This is a genomic window from Pseudomonas sp. ICMP 10191, from assembly GCF_001467335.1.
Lineage (GTDB): Bacteria > Pseudomonadota > Gammaproteobacteria > Pseudomonadales > Pseudomonadaceae > Aquipseudomonas > Aquipseudomonas cerasi.
In genome coordinates, this window is sequence record NZ_LKGW01000168.1 from 36,051 (window position 1) to 54,650 (window position 18,600).

The following is an 18,600-nucleotide window of genomic DNA, read 5'->3' on the forward strand; positions in this document are numbered from 1 at the left end:
CGAAAGGGCATCGCTGCAGCCAGAGTCCTTTGACAAACGCCTGTCTCAGAGCTTGCCGGGTTTGACGCGCTGCTTGAGAAAGCCGAGCAACTGGCGGGCGGATGCAGGCACGTTGTGTTCGTCGAACGTCAGGCAGATTGCCCTGGCGTCATCCTCGATGGTGATTTCGTACTGATTCAGGTCCCGCGCTTCGTCATTAAAAGCACTGCTGGACTGGTTCAGGCCGCTGTCGCTCACCAGCCGCTGCAACTGCTCGGCTTCGGGCTGCTCAAGGGTCGCTGTATCGACTTCACAGCGTTTGACTGCACCTGCAAAACCGCCGGATTGCACTAGACAGACCTTCATTTCAAGCACCTTTTTGATGGTTATGCCTTGGCTGACCTTGGCTATACCTTGACGCCGACCTCTTTCCAGGCCGCTTGTACGGCTTTTTTGGCTTTGGGGCCGAAGCGCGGGTCGGAGGCGATTTTTATGCTGGCCTTGGCACAATCGACGAATTGACTGTCCGACGCCAGCTTCAGCATCGTTTCATACCAGATTCTGCCCGCCACTTCCCAGGCATTTCCGCCCAGCGCCTTGGCCACCAGTACGAATGCCCGGTTGGGAATGCCCGAGTTGATGTGTACACCGCCGCGATCCTTGGCTCCGGTGTACAGGTCGGCCATTGTCGCGGGTTGTGGATCATCACCCAGATCCGGATCGTTGGAATACGCCGTGCCGGGTTTTTCCATATCGCGAATGCCTCGTCGCGTCGGGGCAGGCACCAGTAGCTCCTTGCCCACCACCCAGTCCGACTCGGCGGCGCTGGTGCCTTGTTTCCACTGGCGCACCAGCATGCCGAATACGTCGGCAAAGTGCTCGTTCAAGGCCCCGGATTGCCCGCGGTAGTCCAGGTTCGAGGTGAAGCTCTGCACGCCGTGGGTCAGCTCATGACCGATCACTTCAAGGCTGCCGGTAAAGCGCTTGAAGACCAGGTCATCTCCATCGCCGTAAGCCATCTGGCTGCCATTCCAATAGGCATTGCTCAGCGGTACATGATCACCGTTGAAATCCACCTCGGCGACGTGCACCGTCGAGACCAGCGACATGCCACTGTCGTCCAGTGAGTTGCGTTCGAACAGTTGCGCATAGAAGTCATAGACGTCACCTGAGCCATCGTAGGCTTCATCCGTTGCCTTGTCGCCCGTGGCTGCCTGGCCTTCCTTGCGCACCACGGCGCCGGGGAGATTGTCAGTGCCCTTGGCATCATGAATCACGCGGTGCTTTCGTCCGTCAGGCGATTTGATCGCGTGCATGGAGGGCATGGTTCGGGCGGTCAGGCGGGAGGCGAGGAACGCCGAACTGCTCGTCAGGTTGGCAATGGCCCGGGCGCTGACCAGGGTCTTGGGGGACTGCGCCATACGCTCGAGCATGTAAGGCGGAATGAAGCAATGCAGGGGATTTCGGTCGTCGCACATGATGAACTCCTGTACTAATGCACCGATGGCGGCAAGCCACCGATCAACATGGTCGCACTCGTGTGACACCTCCCGTGGCGTTTATATGCAACGAAATATCCGATTACATGATCAGTGGTTACTGCCAAACCTGACTGAAGTGGCAATAGCCCCGTATTGCGGGTACTTCAAGTCATTCCAGGGCCCATGCGACACCTCGACACAGGCGATCAACGGGCCGCGCGGCAATGTTAGACTCGCGCCACTTCAGACGAGGAGCAGACCTACGTGCGCAAGACGGTAATGATGATAGCGGTACTGGCTCTGGCCGGATGCGATGGAGGCGGGCCCGCCAGGGATAAAGTCCAGGGGGCGGCAGCGACCGCTCCGGTCTCTACGCCACAGTGGTTCATTCAGATGAACTCGCGGGAGGCGGTCAGCGATTCCAGCGCCTGGTTACTCGAGCGCAGTTATGCCCCGATCATCGTGGACGTGGACGGCAAACAGCAGGTATTGATAGGGCCTTATGAAAGCCAGGCCAAGGCTGAGGAAGAGCGCGTGGCGTTACAGGCGAAGGTGACCAAGTCGCACCGTTTTGCCGAGCCTTCGGTGGTACAGCACACCCGATAGGGCGTTCGCCGGGTTTAGATCTGCTTCATCACACTTCAGTGCATCGGCATCGCGGGTCAGCAACTGGCCCGCGATGCCGTTCATCAGTCGATCAACGACGACCCAGCAGCAGGCCAACTACCAGGCCAAAGCCCGCAGAAATAGCCACGGTCTGCCATGGGTGACCACCGATGTAGGTTTCGGTTGCTTCGACAACCGGCTTGGTGCGCTCGCGGACGCTGGCCATCGAGTCCAGTGCCTGCTTGAGTTTGACACTCAACTGCGCGCGCAATGTCTCTGCTTCTTCACCCACCAGAGCAGCACTTTCCTTGAGCAGTTTGTCGGATTCTTCGATCAGTGCCTGCAGGTCACTGAATGCCTGATCCTTGATTTGATCGGCAGCTTGTTGAGCAGGGGTCTTACGAGCCATGGGTGTATTCCTTTCAAGTGGTGGCAACAGTGTTCAATGGAGTCTCGCGTATCCTTAAAAGTTGCAATTGCTTGAATGACCCGACGCAAGACTCTGCAAGCAATGCCCCTTACGGGTGTAAGATGCAGCCGTTTTTAGCCGTAGGTGACTGTGATGAGTTTCAATCTGGCCAATCGGCCGCTCCCTGAGCGTACCGCTCTCGAAGACGAAAAATCCCGTCTGTTCGAACTGTGGCAGAGCAATCTGGGCAAGGCCAAGGGCGAGGCGGCGCGCTTGATGGGCGAGCGCGCCAAGCGCAAGGGCAAGTGGTCTGAATGGGTTCGGTCCGAGCTGGACACCATGAGTCCGCCGGAATACGCCAACATGGTTCGCAGTGAAGTGAATCGTCTGATGGCGGCGAGCAGGTAGCAGCACAACCCGACAGCGCCCGACAATCCGCGCCGATCATTCTTCACGCTTCAGCGTGAGGGTGTCCTGGTGAGGGGGTCTTGCCTTCCTGACCCGTCAGGCCTTTTGAGAACATTGATGGCCCAAGCCAGTGCAAGATTTACCCAGGGCAGCGTAGCGCGCCATATCGTCGTTACCGCCAGTGCCAGTGCCTTGAGTCTGTTCGCCGTCTTTCTGGTCGACATTCTCACGCTGGTCTACGTATCGATGCTGCATGACCCCGCGCTTCTGGCGGCTGTCGGCATTGCCAAGGTCCTGATGTTTTTCAACGGCGCGCTGGCAACCGGCCTGATTATCGCCGGGGCCTCGGTGCTTGCTGCACGCATCGGCCATCGGGCAGCCAGATCGATACCCAGGCTCACCGCCAGCCTGATGCTCATGGTGATCATGGTCAGCGGTCTGGCCGCCGCCGCGCAATTGACGTTTATCGTGCCGATCATGCGATGGCTGGGTGCCGAGGCGGCCACTTACGAGGCAGCGCGCAGTTTTATCTGGCTGACTTTGCCTTTTACCGCGTTGCAGGCGGTGATGCAGATGTCGGCGCAAATGCTCAGAACCATTGGTGACAACCGTAGGGCCATGGGCGTCGTGCTGTCCGCTGCCGCCACACTGGCAGTGGCGGACCCGTTTTTCATTTTTGGGCTCGGCCTGGGGCTCGACGGTGCTGGTATCGCGTTTGCCGTGTCTGCAGCAGTTTCCGCGTCCATCGGTCTGTATTGGGTGCGCAGCCGAATAGGCATGGTGTTCACGCGTCATCTGAAACTGTTGCGCCTGCACGCGCGGCATACCTTCAGGCTGGCGCTCCCGGCGATGGCGGCAAATCTGGCGACGCCAGTCGGTTTGGCTTATCTTGTCGCCTCGCTTTCGGCATTCGGCACCTCGGCTCTGGCCGCGATGACCGTGCTGGATCGAGTCATACAGTTTTCGTACTGCGCTTTTTTTGCCTTGCCTGGCGCGCTGGCTCCGGTGCTGGGTCAGAACATTGGTGCGGGCCGCGATGATCGCGTGCGTTCCGCGGTCACTTTTACCCGGCGACTGGTGGTCTGCTACGGGCTGGCCGTGTGGCTGGTGCTGGTGCTTTGTGGAGGCATGATCGCCGACCTCTACCAACTGGGGGACGAAGCCCGCGCCGTGTTCATGGCCTTTTGTTTGTGGGGCGGCGGTCTCTGGGTTCTGATTGGTCTGGATTTTGTCGCCATCGCGGTATTCATCACCATGAACAGGTCGTGGTGGGTCGCGGTGTTTGCCTGGCTCAGGGCAACGGCGGGTACAGTGCCGTTCGTCTTCGCCGGGACCCACTGGTTCGGCAGCAGCGGCGCCTTGCCCGGCATGTTTACCGGCAATGCGCTCATCGCGCTGATCTCCATCACCACGGCGTCGCTGACGGCGAAACGGTTTTTTACCAGCAGGGCCCCGGTCATGAGCATCGGGGCACATTGAATCAAGGCGTTATCAGGTTTTTATGGTCATCGAAGAATCAGGGAATGAATCCGCAGAAACGGCTCCACCCAAGCGTCGCCGCGCACCCAAGGGAGACATGCGCCGAAAGGCCTTGCTGGACGCCGCTACTGTTGTTTTTGCCAGAGACGGCTATTCGAGTGCGTCGATGCGCGAGGTTGCACTGCTTGCCGGTATCACCACGGTCGGATTGCTTCACCATTTCCCCAACAAGGAAGCATTACTCGCGGCCTTGCTGGAGCGCAGGGACCAGCGGGTCACTTCGCGCTTTCAGGATCTGGTCACCGAGCCGACGCTCGAAGGGTTTCTGAAGTTTCTCAAGCTGAGCATGAGTTTCAGCATCGAGAATGCCGAGGAGTGTCAGGCAGCGTTGCTGATGAATACCGAGAGCCTGTCGAAGGCGCACCCGGCCTGGGCCTGGCACCTTGAACGATTCCAACTGACCCACGAACACGCACGCGGGCATTTGCAGGGGTTGATAGAGGCGGGGGAAGTGCGCAGCGATATCAATGTCAAAGCCCTGGCCCAGGAGATCTTCTCGGTCATGGACGGCTTGCAGATTCAGTGGCTGCGAAGCCCTCAGGACGTGGATGTCATGGCGGTTTTCGATATCTACGTGCAGCGATTGGGAAGGGATATCAAGGCTCATCCATGAGCCTTGAAGGGGTACATCAGTAGGTCTGTGCCGCGCTGACCTGGACTGCCTTGCGCAGTGGCAATGGCAGCGGGTTGCTGTCACGCGTGGTCAGTTTTTCCGGGTACAGGGTGATCAGCGTCCTGTTGAGTGTGAGGTTCTCCGAATCCGCACCGACGAGGATCTTGAACTTCCCGGCATCGACGTCCCAGCTTGCAGTCTTGTCGACGTAGTAAGCCAGGGAGCGCGAGTCTATCGGTACGCTGACGGTCTTGCTCTCGCCCGGCTGCAGGTACACCTTGGTGAAGCCCTTGAGCTCTTTCTCCGGACGGTCCACAGCAGGTTTGACCGGCTGCACATACAACTGCGCCACCTCGAAGCCTGCCTTGTCGCCGGTGTTGGTCACCGTGAATTTTACGTCGATCGTCGAGCCTGGCGTCAGCACGTTGGTCGACAGTTTCAGGTCGCTGTAGCTGAACGTGGTGTAGGACAGGCCATAACCGAACGGATAAAGCGGCTTGGCGTGTTTCTTGTCATACCCGCGATAACCCATGTACAGGCCTTCGCTGTAGGTCATCTCGGTCAGCGGGTTGCTGCCGCGATAGGCCGCCGGATCCGGATAGGAGGCATAGCTCGGGTTATCCTCGATCTTTTTGTCGATCGTGACCGGCAACTTGCCCGACGGGTTGACCTTGCCGTAGAGAATCTCGGCCAGTGCCTGACCGCCTTGCTGACCCGGGAACCACGCTTGCAGCGTGGCGCCGACCTTGTTCGCCCATGGCTGCATGTTGGCCACGCCACCGCCGTGCATGACGACGATGGTGTTGGGGTTGGCCTTGGCGACGAAGCTGATCAGTTCAGCCTGTTGGTCCGGCAGATCGAAGCCATGGTCGGAACCTTCACCTTCGTTTTCAGACGTAGTCCCGGTCGCAACCACCACCGCATCGTATTTCGACAGGTCCTTTGGCGGACGCAACGCAGCCCAGCTCATCTGCACGCCTGTCAGGCCGCCCAGTACCGGAATGAAATTACCCTGCACGCGCTGGTATTCCAGTTTCACGGTGTAGGTCTTGCCGGCCGACAATGCTGCAGTTTTCCCCGACGTTGTCAGCGCATTCACCACATCGCCCGAGTAAGGCACACCGTCGCTCTGCACGATGAGCTCATCGTTGACCCAGAGTTTGTATGGGCCGTCCGCACGCACCTTGAACGCCTGGGCGCCCGAGATGGTGGGCTTGATGGTGGTGGTGAAACGTGCCGAGAAGGCGCCGGGTGTCGGGCTGAAGCCAGACACCGCAGTGCTGCCTGTGTTGGTCACGTTGCTGCCGGTGGTCCAGTTCAGGTTCACGCCGGGTTCGACACGCGTCAGCACCGGGTCACCGGAAAAGCTGGTGTTGGAGAAGTATTCGGCTTTTACCCCGGCGTTGCTGATCCCGTTATCGCCGGTTGCTGGCTGATACCACACCGAACTCGCCGGATTCAGGCTCATCTCTGACAGATACGTGACATCGCTGCTGCTGGATGCCAGTTGCTGCAAACCGCTCAGCTCGGTCACGTAGCTGTTGGGCGGGGAATTGGCGGTGCCGAAAGGCGACGCCGGTACGTCGTGCGCCCAGTTGCCGATCACGGCGATTTTTGCCGAACGGTCCAGCGGCAGCAGTGGTTTGCCGGCAGCGGTGTTCTCGTTGCGCAGCAACACGATGGATTCGCGCGCGGTATTCAGCGCGGCACGCATGCCGTATTCCGGATGCTCGAGTGTCTTGGCGGTGTTGAGGTTGTTCTGGAGGTCGTAGCTGACGATGCCGCGCAGGTTGCGTTTGACCTTGTCGTCGATCACGTTCTGGGTCAGTTGCCCGCTCCACAGGTAGGGCAGGAGTTTGGCTTCGGTAAACTGCAGGCCGGAGGGCATGTCGATGTCCGTACCGGCCCACGCGCCCTTGAAGGCATCATGAATGGCGTTGAAGTCACTGATGACCATACCCTGATAGCCCCATTCGCCCTTGAGCACTTCGGTGATCAGGTGATGGTTTTCACAGGCGTAGTCGCCGTTGATCTTGTTGAAGCCACACATGATCGAGGCGACATTGGCGTTCTTCACCATCGACTCGAAGCCTGGCAGGTACAGTTCGCGCAGGGTGCGCTCATCGACCTTGACGTCGACCGCCTGACGATTGGCTTCCTGTTCGTTGGCCAGGTAGTGCTTGCCGCTGGCCTGGATACCCTGAGCCTGAATGCCGTTGACGATAGCGGGTGCCAGCACGGCGCCGAGGAACGGGTCTTCACCGCTGACGTATTCTGCCGAGCGGCCGTTGTAGGGTGTCCGGTACAGGTTCACGCCTGGCGAGAGCATCTGCTGACCGCCGGAAATGCGCGTTTCATAAGCGATGGCCAGACCGAACTCCTTGGCCCGGTTGATGCTCCAGGTCGCTGCCAGCGCAGACTGCGAAGGGTATTGCGCGCCGAACGTGGCGTTGTTGACGTGTACCCCCATGGACGAGTCATACGCCACGGTGCCCTTGATGCCCCACTTGAGCAGGGACGGGATCATGTGGCCGTCGTCGACGCGGGTGAAGTTGATTTTTTCCGACTGGTTCATGTTGTCGAGAATCGAGCTGACGCGCGCTTCGACTTCGTTGCCGGTCGCCGGGGTCACGGCGGCGAGTGCCAGGTTGGCCTGCATGACGCTGAACGTCAGCAGACTCAGGCCCAGGGTCTGTTTGAAAGCTGACAAGGCAAGTGTCCTTCCGGTCGATGTGATCGGTTGATTGAGGTTGTTCATGGTCGTTGTGCCTGGGCAGGGGCGTCGTCGGTGTCCACCGGCGTTTCGAGCAGGGACGACGAACTCTGTTGTTGAGCCGGTTTGATCTTGTCGGCGCCTGATAACTGGTCGCGCTTGGCTTCCACCTGCGTCCGGATCTGTTGATCGGACCCGGTGGCAGGTGTGCTGGAAGTTGAGTCCGCGGCGAAAGTTAAGGCACTTTGCGCGCACAGAAGTACTGCACTGAAAACAGACAGCATTGATCTAGTCATCGATTGAATCTCGATTGATGGTTTGCAGGATAAAAACGGACGGCTGTTGTAATCGCCTATTGCTCGGCTGAACACTCAGTCCAGCGAGAGCGAAAAAAGTTCACCGGTCGCTAAAGTATGAGTAATGAAGATTTTAATAAATGATGTCATGTGGCTATCATCTGATTTTTCCAGATGAAGGCAGAGAATTTAAGCGCATTTTTAAGCATAAATTAGATAAAATGGCTATTTTAAAGCTATAAAAATCCAAAATAACGGAGAAAAATAGGGGTTTATTGTTTTTTGATAAACCTAATTGTCGTTAGGTTTAGAGGGCTGGTAAGCTTTGCATCCTCGCGGTTCGTGCGCGCTTTAAAAAGCCTGGTACGAGAGATAAAAGTATTGGGATGCGCCAGTTATTTAATTAACCTGTAAAGGAATTGTTCAGGGATTACCGTGCGCGACTGATAATCGGCGTCATTAATTTTATTCGTGGCCATTTAAAAAATGGACGTGCAAGTGTGCATTGTCGATTGACCGAAGCTGTGTGTCGACGCAGAAAAACGACAGGCATATTCAGTCGGTCGCGCGTCAGGTTTCATTAAGTTAAAGGCAACAGTGGTGAGTGACGAAAAACAACGGCTGGACCTTGCAGTGCTGCACATCGTCAGTCGCCTGTGCTTCAGCAAACCGCAAAAACTGACATTCGGTCAGATCTACAGGGAGCTGGTGCGCGCGTATTCAAGCGCTCCGGCAATCCACGTCTGTGTGGCAACCGTCGACACGCTGGTCGGGGAAGGGCTGCTGATCTCGACAAGAGTCCTGGAGCCCGATCAATCATTTCCCTATACCCAGCACATCATCAGCGGTCTGACCGAGATCGGCGCGGCCTCGCTGAGAGGCTGCAAAGACGCGTTGGCCGAGCAGCGGGAGGTTACTCGCTGTGTGGCAGCGAGAGGTAATACTGGCCCAGTTCGGTCAGCTTGCCCTCAGCGTCCAGCAAGCTGGAAAAGTGCGGGTCAGGGTTCATCCGGCCCGTGAACCAAGCGTATCTGAACACGTCCTGGCGCTGCTCGAGAGTGGCGACCATTTCCGCCATCTGCTGCTTCTGCTTGTCGACTGAATCAATCTGCGCACCGTCATCCAGGGCGTGCCAATTGGCGAACTCGGTGATCCAAAAGGGTTTTCCGTACTTCGACAGCCGATCGAGCATTCCCGGCAAGCCATAGTCGTACCAGTGAAAAGCCAGGTAATCGATGCGCGGGTCCCGATTCTGATTCATCGATCGATAGGCTGTGTAAAAGGCATCGAGCCACACCACCGGGTCGCCGTAGCCCGGCATGGTTCCCCAGTTCATCGCTGGCCCCACCAGTTTTACGCCGGTCTGGGCGGCGATCTGTTCCAGCCTCGGCCAGAAGCTGGCTGCCGCTTCGGGCGTCATGTTGGCCTGGTCGAGCAGATTCGGCTCATTGATCACCAGCAAATAGCGGATGGCTGAATGAGCCAGCAGGTATTGCTTCAACTGCCCGTCGTCAACGTTGCCGTTCCATACCATCGGGATGAAATCCACGCCGTACATCGATGCATAATCGTACGACGCCAGACGGTCATGGGGTCTGGGGCTCCAGTTGTACCACCAGCTCACGCCCGAAGATAACGCACTCAGGTCGGCGGGCAGGGCGATGTCGTAGGCAATGCCGCGCTTGGCGCTTTTTTCTGCAGCCCATGTCGGTGCCATGCACAGGCTGAACATCAGCGTCACAAGGGCCAGAAAGGTCGGGAAAAAACGTGCTGACGGATTCTGCGGGGTCATTGGCAAATCTTCCTTGAGGGTGGGGAGGCGCAGGGCATGCGCTGCAGTCAGCGAGCAGAAAGCATGCCACCTGTATCGTCCCGTTTACCCTGCCAGAACCCGGACAGGCAGTGCCACCCATAATCACTTGTTACCAGGGATCTCCCTCGGCCTGGCGCAAATCCAGCGTGCCGCTGTCACTGAAGCGCATCGTGCCGAACAGGCCGCCAGCCAGTTTGCCGCGAAGCGTATAGGGCAGATTGTCCAGACGCTGGCTCTGACTGAGCCCCAGTGCCTGGCGCAAGGCAGCGAATGCCGACACGCTGACCGGCACCACCAGCACCGCCTCGGAGAAGCGTCCTACAGTGCCTTTCTGGTTGCTGACCCCGGAGGCCAATAGTCTGTCGTTCACGTCGAGGTCCAACGCGACGCCGTTGTAGTTGATCTCGGTTTCGTTTGGGTTCTGCACCCGCAACGTGACCGCCATGCGCAGTTCCAGACCCTGGCCGGGGATGGGTTCGATACCCACGACGCTGATTGTCAGCGGGTCTCGATGGGGAATCAGCGCACAGGCGCTCAAGCCGAGGATAAGCAGCCCGGAGAGCAGGGCGCGGATCAGGCGTAGCGACATTCGTGTGCTCCAGCGTCAGGTTCAGTGATCTTCAGACCTCGCCAGTGGTGAGAGATTCGTCGCGTCGGGCACGATGCCGGGATAGCGGCTAATCTGCCTGCCTCAACCATTGCGTCTGCACGGCAGCAGGTTGATGATTCCCGCGTACCTATAGAAAACCGTACCTATAAAAACAAGACTGGAGATAGCCATGTCCATCGAAAGGACACCCCCTCATCAAGACCCCGTGGTCATTGTCAGTGCCCTGCGCACGCCCATGGGTGGTTTTCAGGGCGACCTGCAGAGCCTCAGCGCCACCGCGCTGGGATCTATCGCCATCCGTGCCGCTGTAGAACGCGCAGGCATCGAGCCTGCAGACGTGGAGCACGTGCTGTTTGGTTGTGTATTGCCGGCAGGCCTCGGCCAGGCACCCGCTCGACAGGCGGCGCTGGGTGCCGGGCTGAGCCATGCGACGCTGTGCAGCACGGTCAACAAAATGTGCGGTTCCGGCATGCAGGCCGCAATCATGGCCCATGACCTGTTGCTGGCAGACAGGACTGCGGTGGTGGTGGCTGGCGGCATGGAGAGCATGTCCAATGCGCCTTACCTGTTGGACCGCGCGCGCAGCGGTTATCGCATGGGGCATGGCAAAGTGCTCGATCACATGTTTCTCGACGGCCTTGAGGATGCCTATGAGCCAGGTCGGCTGATGGGCACCTTCGCTGAGGACTGCGCGCGGCTCAACGGTTTCACTCGCGAGGCGCAGGATGCCTTTGCGCTGGCGTCACTGGCTCGCGCGCAACAGGCCATTGCCGGAGGCCATTTCGACGCCGAGATCGTGCCGGTGCAGGTCACCGTAGGCAAAGAGTCGAAGCAAATCACCCACGACGAGCAGCCGCCCAAGGCGCGTCCGGACAAGGTTCCCACACTCAAACCCGCGTTTCGCGAGGGCGGCACGGTCACCGCAGCCAACTCCAGCTCTATCTCCGATGGCGCGGCAGCGCTGCTGTTGATGCGCCAGTCCGAGGCTAGGCGGCGTGGCCTGCGGCCTCTGGCGGTGTTTCATGCGCACGCGGCGTTTGCCGACCAGCCGGGCCTGTTTCCAACGGCGCCGATAGGGGCCATTCAGCGCCTTCTGGGCAAGACGGGCTGGAGCCTGGACGACGTGGACCTGTTCGAGATCAATGAGGCGTTCGCCGTCGTGCCGCTGGTGGCGATGCGCGAGCTGGGGCTTGAGCACGAAAAGGTCAACGTCAATGGCGGTGCCTGCGCGCTGGGCCATCCGATCGGTGCCTCGGGTGCGCGTATCATCGTGACGCTGCTGGCAGCGTTGCAGCGTCGACAGCTCAAGCGCGGCATTGCGGCGATCTGCATCGGCGGCGGCGAGGCTACTGCAATCGCTGTCGAGATTTTGAATTAGCCTTACTAATCAATAACTTGATCTAATAATCGAATGTTGATTCTATAAAAAATATTAATTGCCTAATTAAATAAAAAGGATATTTATCAATGCTTTACGAGACTATTCTCATGGAGGTTATAGATAAAGTAGGTCTGATCAAGCTGAACCGGCCCCAAGCGTTGAACGCCCTGAATGCGCGCCTGATCAACGAATTGAACCATGCCCTCGACCAGTTCGATGCGGACAGCGCGATCGGCTGCATCGTACTGACCGGCTCGGAAAAAGCTTTCGCCGCCGGTGCGGACATCAAGGAAATGGTCGACCTGTCCTACCCGCAGATCTATCTCGATGACCTGTTTCGTGAAAGCGACCGGGTCGCCGCGCGACGCAAACCCGTGGTGGCTGCGGTGGCCGGTTTTGCCTTGGGGGGCGGCTGTGAGCTGGCATTGATGTGCGATTTCATTCTGGCTGCCGAAAACGCCAGGTTCGGACAGCCCGAGATCAATCTCGGCGTGTTGCCCGGCATGGGCGGTACGCAGCGACTGACTCGCGCGGTCGGCAAGGCCAAGGCCATGGAAATGTGCCTGACCGGCCGATTGATCGATGCTCAAGAGGCCGAGCGCGCCGGTCTGGTGGCCCGCGTGCTGCCGCTCGATCAGTTGCTGCCGGAAGCGCTGGCAGTGGCAGCGGTGATCGCCAGTAAATCCCTGCCAGTGGCGATGATGGTCAAGGAGAGCGTCAATCGCGCATTCGAGGTCAGCCTGGCCGAAGGTATTCGCTTCGAGCGCCGGGTTTTTCACGCCGCCTTCGCCAGCCAGGATCAGAAAGAGGGCATGCGCGCCTTTATCGACAAACGCCAGCCCGACTTCAAGGACTGCTGATCTTCATGGCCCACGATCAGGATACGTTGCGCGTCGACCTGCAGCGCCGCGGTTTGCCCGCGTACCAGCAATCCGTCGTGGGCATTGACGTGCAAGTGCCGACCGCTCGCCACTCGAATACAGCCAGCCGGCTGTGCGGTCATCCCGTCCAGCTCATGACCCGGTGACAGTACTGCGCAAATCACCGGCCGTTCGGGATGATTGTCGAGGTAGCGCACCAACACACGTGCGCCCGGCGGTAGCCGATGAACCTCCGCGCAAGCGACCTCGGCCAACGGCCAGCGCTGTGCGGGTTCGTCTTCCAGATCCTGTACGTGCCAGTCGAAGCGGATTGAGCGATATCCGGGTGGGTCCGGCTGCATGCCGTTGCGCTGTAATGTGGCGAAATGCTCACCGGTGACCGCAGGTCGAGGGTGGCTGATCGAGGGGCGAAACGGCGTCGCCCAGGGTATTACCCTGAAACTGTTGCAGTAGCCGTTGCCTTGCAGCTGTTCAGCCTCGGGTGACGAACGTTGCGCTTCCACGAGGATGCGCAGGATTGCCAGCGCATCATGAGCGGCGACACCCTTCAGCACCTGTAACTGCCTGCCAGCGTGAGCGACTTCGGTCACTAGCCATTGGTCGTTGAGCAATGGCTCTGGGTGATCGAGCACCTGAATGACTTCACCACACTGTAAGGCGGTGTCGGTGCTTTGGCCTCTGACATCGCGCCGCTCGCAACGCAGGCGCTCCAGCCTGCGACTGCCACGCTGCCGACTCAGTGCCTCCTGGTGACTGATTGCTCCACGAACGCCTGGCGGTTGAAAGGCATGATTGGCCGCTATCGTCAGAGGATGTTCATCGTGCAGCGATGAGGGTGCATGCGCAGGTTGCGGGTGCTCGGCGACTTGTTTTGAAACGTGCGCAAACGCCAGTCGCTCGGCCAGGTGCAACAGCGTATCTCGTAACGCGCCTGACGCTTGCGGTCGCTTGAAGCGCACCGGCAATGGCTGCGCCGGAAAGCTGGCTGGGTCGTCCGAGAACACCAGCCGGTGGCCGCTCCGTCGATGCTCGAAACGGAAATGCATGCCTTCTTCCTCACACAGGCGCTGCAACAGGTGCAGATCGCTTTCGTCGTACTGGATGTGCAACGGTTTGGCAGGATAAAGGCCGTTCATGTGCTCGAAGCGGTAAGCGTTTGCTCCGATGCCGTGCGCTTCAAGCAATCGCATGATCAGTTGAGGGATCGCAAGGTCCTGATAGGTGCGGCGATGTCGATGCTGCGCCAGTTGTTGCAGATCAGGCATCAGGATCAGATGGTAAAGGCTCATTCGAGCCCCCCTGTGGAGCCGGGCCGCATGCTCGATACGGCCATGCCTGCCGCCGCCGGATTCGCCGAAGCTTAAAAACGCTTCGCGTTGCAGCAGGCTGTGCACATCCCACTGCGGGTCGCTGCCGATCATCCAGATGTCGAAGCGATACGTTTCGTTGAGGGCTTCATGGCCGGCGAAGCTGATGATATGCAGATCCGGCTGGCAGTCGGTGATCGCCAGCATGAAGGGCACTTGCAGGTCCTTGCGCATCCGCGGGGCTCTCTAGCTTCAAAAACGGGGCCGCGAAGGTTACGGAATACGGGGTTACAAAAGCATTGCTGCAAGGTTTTTCGGAAAGAGCCTACAAGCGTTGATGGAAAGACGATGAGTGCCGTTGGCCGGATTGATAGTCATCTTGGCCAGTTCGTCAGGCCAATCTGCCTGTCGGGGGTTTCATCTGCCGTGATCGCGTATAAAATGCGCCGCGCCGGACAGGGTATTTGCCGGTGACCCTTTTTCAGCGCCTTGCCTGCGCCGCGTTCTGTGAGTCATGCAGACGCAGGCGGCGAGGCGCCTAGCGAATCAAGAGAGCAGACATGGGCGCACAGTGGAAGGTCAAGCATAAAGAAGCGGCAGCCAATGCCAAGGGACGTACGTTTGGCAAGCTGTCCAAGGAAATCATGATCGCGGCTCGTGCTGGTGCAGACCCGGACATGAACTCGCGTCTGCGGCTGGTGGTCGAGCAGGCCAAAAAGGCCTCGATGCCGCGCGAGACTCTGGAACGCGCCATCAAGAAAGGCGCCGGCCTGCTGGGCGAAAGCGTCAACTTCGAGCGTCTGACCTATGAAGGTTTTGCGCCACACCGCGTGCCGGTGATCGTCGAGTGCCTGACCGACAACATCAACCGGACGGTCTCGGAAATTCGCGTGCTGTTCCGCAAGGGCCAGCTGGGTGCTGCGGGTTCGGTTTCGTGGGACTTTTTGTATCAGGGCATGATCGAGGCTGTTCCTGCAGCAGCGGATGCCGACCCGGAGCTGGCGGCAATCGAGGCCGGTGCCCAGGATTTCGAGCCAGGTGAAGAAGGCGCGACGCTGTTCCTCACCGAGTCCACCGACATGGACGCAGTCTGCAAGGCGCTTCCGGAATTCGGTTTCACCGTCCAGTCCGCGCAACTGGGCTACCGCCCGAAAAGCACCGTGGACGGCCTGACCGATGAGCAGATGGCCGAAGTCGAAGCGTTTCTCGAAGCCATCGACAACCATGATGACGTGCAGAACGTTTACGTGGGTCTGGCAGGCTGATCACTGCGCAATGGAGCGCTTTACGCGCTCCATGTTTTTATCTGTAGAAGAATCTCTGCCAGCGACGGTCGTTGCTGGCAATCAGGCTGCACGCAGCTTGCCTGCAGCGCCGTTAGACCCGCCATGACGTCCTGATCCTGCGGATCTGCCTCGCAACGTTCGAGCAATTCCCCCAGCAAGATACCGAATGCCCGCGTTTCGATGCGCTCCAGCGCCTCTCCCAGCCCGGCTGACGGGTGAAAGGACGCCGCACCGAAGTCGCTCAGCAGGCAATTGCCATCCTCCTGCACAAGAATGTTGTGGCCATACAGGTCGCCATGCGTGATACCGCGGGCGTGCAGGTGCGCGGTAACCGATGCAATGCCTTCAGCGAGGCGCAGCAGCACGGGCAGGGAAAAGCGCGTGTCACTGGCGTAGACATCGCGGCTACAGGATTCCAGGCTCGGCGGGCCGGCAAGATTGCCGAAGTCGGGGGCTATCAGCGCCATGACCAGGCCGCGCTGATGCTCGGGATGCCCGCTGATCTGTCCAAGCACCTCGATCAGCTGTGCGTGGCGGCCTGCGGCGATGCAGGCGGCCATTTCATTGAGCGGCGAGCCATCGCTGGTGACCGCGCCCTTGTACAGCTTGACCGCTGCCATGTGCTCATCGCCGGCGTCTTGCCAGACCGCCTGCTGAATGATCCCCGACGCACCTTCGCCCAAGCGTTGATGGAGGCTGAGGTGTTGCCAGGGGATTTCACGAATCGGCGCGGTGGGGCGTTCAGCGCACAGCGGGTTGTCGGCGAAGGCGAGCCATGCCAGGGCAGGCAGGCTCAGCAGCCAGTCCGGCAGCTCGGTCAGACGATTGGCCGCAATGCGGATCAGCTCCAGCTTGTGACACTGCGCGAGGGTCGCGGGCAGGGTGCGCAAGCGGTTGCCGGCGAGCATCAGCTTTTGCAGGTCCGGGCGGCGGCCCAGTTCGTCGGGCAGCGACTCGATGCGGTTGTCGGTGAGGATCAGCCAGCGCAGGCGCGGCGGCAGTGCTGCGGCGCTGACCTGTTCTATGCGATTGGCCTTGAGGCCGACAATCTGCAACTGTTGGCATTGGCCAATGCTTTCCGGCAGGTGCGTAAAGGCGTTATCTGACGCGAACAGCACGCGCAGGCGGGTCAGGCGACACAGGTCGTCAGGCAGTGAGGTCAGCCTGTTGCCACTGAGATTCAAGACTTCCAGCGTGTCGGCCAGGCCAAAGATTTCAACCGGGAATTCGCTCAGGTCACAGGAGAGGTCAAGCCGTTGGGTGCCTGCCAGCTTGCCGGCGCGTAGATCTGCGAGGGTGTGCATGAATAGGTTCGGTCATTGATGTCGGACGAGGCGCGCATGATAACGGGAGTTGCGCCCGCTGACTCCCTGCAAAGCGGCTCAGCTCAGGCAGCGGTCGACCCATTGACGCACGCGTTCGGGCGTCGGCGCCGATTCGGCATACAGAATCCGGTAAATCATCGGCGCGATGACGGCATCAATAATGTCGTCGGCACTGGGGGAAACCTCGCCGCGAGCGATGGCGCGATCGATCATGACCTGCAGCTGCTCGCGAACCATTGCCGCACACTTGCCGACACAGCCGGAGGTACTGGCGGCGACATCGCGCATCAATGCCCGGCCAGGTGCCGAGGACATTTCGTCCAGATACATTTCACTCCAGGTCAGCAGGTCCTGATGCAGACTGCCCTGATCGATCGGTACGTCAGGGCGCAGACGCTCCAGGGCAGCGTCCGCCAGCAACGTGGTCAGATCACCCCAGCGGCGATAAATGGTCGACGGCGTAACGCCTGCGCGGGTCGCGATCATCGGCACGCTGAGTGCCGACCGATCGTGCTCCTGCAACAAATCGCGGACGGCGCGGTGGATGGATTCCTGCACACGGGCACTGCGGCCTCCGGTGCGAACTGCTTCTTTAATAGCCATACGGCGGACCTTAACACAAAGTATTTGCTTTAAGCGCTATCACGTCGCACACTCCGCAAAAGCTAATTTATGGCTTTAACAGGTTGCATTGGCGGAGAGCGTATCCATGTCCCTTTCTTCACACGATTCGACGTCGCCAGACGTGAAGTCTGACGGTCGGGCACGAAACCATCTCGGGTTTCTGGCGTTTACCACGTTATGCTTTTTTGCCGCGTCCAGCACGCCCACGCCGCTTTATCACCTTTATCAGGAAGCATGGGGATTCTCGGCGGGCGTGCTTACCCTGATTTTTGCAGTCTATGCATTCAGCCTGCTGGCTGCCTTGTTGATGGGCGGGTCGCTGTCTGACTATTTGGGGCGGCGCCCGGTGATTTTCGGCGCCTTGCTGCTGCAAAGCGTCTCGATGCTGCTGTTCATTCTGGCCAGTGACGTCAACTGGCTGGTGGCTGCGCGCCTGCTGCAGGGTTTTGCAACAGGTCTGGCTGCCAGCGCACTGGGCGCAGCCTTGCTGGACAATGATTCGGTCAAGGGGCCGTTGATCAACAGCATTTCGCCGATGCTCGGCATGGCCGTTGGCGCTCTGGGGACGGCACTGCTGGCGCAGTTCGCGCCGTTGCCGTTGATGCTCGGTTACTGCTTGCTGCTGGCCGCATTTCTGAGTCAGGCCCTGTACCTGGGACGCGTCGAAGAAACCGTCAGTCCTCAGCCCGGTGTCTGGCAATCCCTCAAGCCCTCGCTGCATGTACCGCAGCAGGCACGGCGCATGCTGTGGCTGGTTCTGCCGGTGGACATCGCCGCGTGGGCGCTGGGTGGCTTCTTTCTGTCGTTGAGCCCGTCCTTGCTGGTAGCGGCGACCGGCTCCACCTCACCGCTCAATGGCGGCCTGGCGGTTGCGGCGCTGACCCTCAGCGGCGCGGCGGCGATTCTGACGTTGCGTCAGCGCGAGCCGGTACTCGGCTTGTGGGTAGGTGCGAGCTTTCTGCCGCTGGGTGTCGCGGTGATCCTGCTTTCGATCAACCTGGGTTTGCTGTGGCTGTTTTTCGTCGGCGCAGTGGTCGCAGGTGTGGGTTTCGGGTCGAGCTTTCTGGGCGCGCTGCGCATGCTCATGCCCTTGGCGCATGCCCACGAGCGGGGCGGGCTGATGTCTGCTTTTCTGGTGCTCAGCTACCTGGCCTTCTGCATACCGGCACTGGTCGCCGGCTTCTTTGCCCACTCGGCGGGGCTGGTGATGACCAGCAATGTCTACGGGGCAGTGGTGATCACGCTGGCGCTGATCGCGCTGGCCAGTCTGATCGTACGCCGTGCCGCCAGCGCAAACAAAAATGCCCGCGCATAGGTGGGCATTTCGGT

At 59.5% G+C, this 18,600-nt stretch carries 18 protein-coding genes and 1 pseudogene; 9 read left to right on the forward strand and 10 right to left on the reverse strand.

The annotated features are described in order from the left end of the window. Positions 1-45 precede the first annotated feature (45 nt). Together AO388_RS24520 and AO388_RS24525 are read right to left on the reverse strand one after the other, a co-directional pair. Positions 46-345, reverse strand: coding sequence for a protealysin inhibitor emfourin (locus AO388_RS24520; RefSeq protein ID WP_003364583.1), 300 nt, complete (start codon positions 343-345; stop codon positions 46-48). A 41-nt stretch (positions 346-386) separates the two neighbouring features. After that, a complete protein-coding gene (locus AO388_RS24525) occupies positions 387-1,457 on the reverse strand; it encodes a M4 family metallopeptidase (RefSeq protein WP_004413842.1) in 1,071 nt (356 codons plus the stop codon). Between the two features lie 267 nt (positions 1,458-1,724). On the opposite strand from AO388_RS24525, the gene AO388_RS24530 reads away from it, so the two are divergent. After that, positions 1,725-2,066, forward strand: a complete 342-nt coding sequence (locus AO388_RS24530) for a hypothetical protein (RefSeq protein WP_003364578.1) — start codon at positions 1,725-1,727, stop codon at positions 2,064-2,066. A 91-nt stretch (positions 2,067-2,157) separates the two neighbouring features. Here the strand turns inward: AO388_RS24530 and AO388_RS24535 are convergent, their stop codons facing one another. Beyond that, positions 2,158-2,475: a DUF883 family protein gene (locus AO388_RS24535; protein ID WP_003364576.1), complete on the reverse strand. Its 318-nt coding sequence runs from the start codon at positions 2,473-2,475 to the stop codon at positions 2,158-2,160. A gap of 153 nt (positions 2,476-2,628) precedes the next feature. Between AO388_RS24535 and AO388_RS24540 the strand changes: the two genes are divergently transcribed. The 3 genes from AO388_RS24540 to AO388_RS24550 all read left to right on the forward strand — a co-directional run bounded on the left by AO388_RS24540 (position 2,629) and on the right by AO388_RS24550 (position 5,035). Continuing rightward, positions 2,629-2,883, forward strand: a complete 255-nt coding sequence (locus AO388_RS24540; RefSeq protein ID WP_003315380.1) for a hypothetical protein — start codon at positions 2,629-2,631, stop codon at positions 2,881-2,883. Between the two features lie 117 nt (positions 2,884-3,000). Further along, a complete protein-coding gene (locus AO388_RS24545; RefSeq protein WP_058417345.1) occupies positions 3,001-4,362 on the forward strand; it encodes an MATE family efflux transporter in 1,362 nt (453 codons plus the stop codon). A gap of 22 nt (positions 4,363-4,384) precedes the next feature. Then, positions 4,385-5,035, forward strand: a complete 651-nt coding sequence (locus AO388_RS24550; protein WP_004413838.1) for a TetR/AcrR family transcriptional regulator — start codon at positions 4,385-4,387, stop codon at positions 5,033-5,035. Positions 5,036-5,051: 16 nt separating this feature from the next. On the opposite strand, the gene AO388_RS24555 is transcribed toward AO388_RS24550, so the two are convergent. Both AO388_RS24555 and AO388_RS24560 read right to left on the reverse strand, forming a co-directional pair. Continuing rightward, complete coding sequence (locus AO388_RS24555; RefSeq protein WP_058417346.1) at positions 5,052-7,793, reverse strand: glycoside hydrolase family 3 protein; 2,742 nt, start codon at positions 7,791-7,793, stop codon at positions 5,052-5,054. Then, a complete protein-coding gene (locus AO388_RS24560) occupies positions 7,790-8,032 on the reverse strand; it encodes a hypothetical protein (RefSeq protein ID WP_044309348.1) in 243 nt (80 codons plus the stop codon). Before AO388_RS24560 ends, AO388_RS24555 begins: the two co-directional genes overlap by 4 nt. Before the next feature lie 591 nt (positions 8,033-8,623). Here AO388_RS24560 and AO388_RS30120 point away from each other — a divergent pair. After that, a pseudogene (locus AO388_RS30120) lies at positions 8,624-8,920 on the forward strand (hypothetical protein); the annotation flags it as partial. Positions 8,921-8,957: 37 nt separating this feature from the next. Here the strand turns inward: AO388_RS30120 and AO388_RS24565 are convergent. Both AO388_RS24565 and AO388_RS24570 read right to left on the reverse strand, forming a co-directional pair. Beyond that, positions 8,958-9,836, reverse strand: coding sequence for a glycoside hydrolase family protein (locus AO388_RS24565; protein ID WP_058417347.1), 879 nt, complete (start codon positions 9,834-9,836; stop codon positions 8,958-8,960). 130 nt (positions 9,837-9,966) lie between these two features. Next, positions 9,967-10,446, reverse strand: a complete 480-nt coding sequence (locus AO388_RS24570) for an LEA type 2 family protein (protein WP_003411342.1) — start codon at positions 10,444-10,446, stop codon at positions 9,967-9,969. 190 nt (positions 10,447-10,636) lie between these two features. Between AO388_RS24570 and AO388_RS24575 the strand changes: the two genes are divergently transcribed. Further along, positions 10,637-11,845 carry an acetyl-CoA C-acyltransferase gene (locus AO388_RS24575; RefSeq protein ID WP_058417348.1) on the forward strand — a complete coding sequence of 403 codons (1,209 nt, stop codon included), beginning with the start codon at positions 10,637-10,639 and terminating at the stop codon, positions 11,843-11,845. An 89-nt stretch (positions 11,846-11,934) separates the two neighbouring features. Then, positions 11,935-12,708: an enoyl-CoA hydratase gene (locus AO388_RS24580; RefSeq protein WP_058417349.1), complete on the forward strand. Its 774-nt coding sequence runs from the start codon at positions 11,935-11,937 to the stop codon at positions 12,706-12,708. On the opposite strand, the gene AO388_RS24585 is transcribed toward AO388_RS24580, so the two are convergent. Then, positions 12,648-14,270: a type VI secretion system Vgr family protein gene (locus tag AO388_RS24585; RefSeq protein ID WP_046719292.1), complete on the reverse strand. Its 1,623-nt coding sequence runs from the start codon at positions 14,268-14,270 to the stop codon at positions 12,648-12,650. The two genes, AO388_RS24580 and AO388_RS24585, sit on opposite strands and share 61 nt — an antisense overlap. A 326-nt stretch (positions 14,271-14,596) precedes the next feature. Here AO388_RS24585 and AO388_RS24590 point away from each other — a divergent pair, with 326 nt between their 5' ends. Further along, entirely contained in the window at positions 14,597-15,301 is a 705-nt protein-coding gene (locus AO388_RS24590; RefSeq protein WP_003364547.1) for a YebC/PmpR family DNA-binding transcriptional regulator, read from the forward strand. 20 nt (positions 15,302-15,321) lie between these two features. Here AO388_RS24590 and AO388_RS24595 read toward each other — a convergent pair whose 3' ends face one another. Next, positions 15,322-16,626, reverse strand: a complete 1,305-nt coding sequence (locus tag AO388_RS24595) for a leucine-rich repeat-containing protein kinase family protein (RefSeq protein WP_046719293.1) — start codon at positions 16,624-16,626, stop codon at positions 15,322-15,324. A 78-nt stretch (positions 16,627-16,704) separates the two neighbouring features. Continuing rightward, on the reverse strand, positions 16,705-17,250 hold the full coding sequence (locus tag AO388_RS24600) for a TetR/AcrR family transcriptional regulator (RefSeq protein ID WP_046719294.1): 546 nt from the start codon (positions 17,248-17,250) through the stop codon (positions 16,705-16,707). Positions 17,251-17,356: 106 nt separating this feature from the next. On the opposite strand from AO388_RS24600, the gene AO388_RS24605 reads away from it, so the two are divergent. Next, complete coding sequence (locus AO388_RS24605) at positions 17,357-18,586, forward strand: MFS transporter (RefSeq protein WP_058417350.1); 1,230 nt, start codon at positions 17,357-17,359, stop codon at positions 18,584-18,586. The last annotated feature ends 14 nt before the right edge of the window (positions 18,587-18,600 follow it).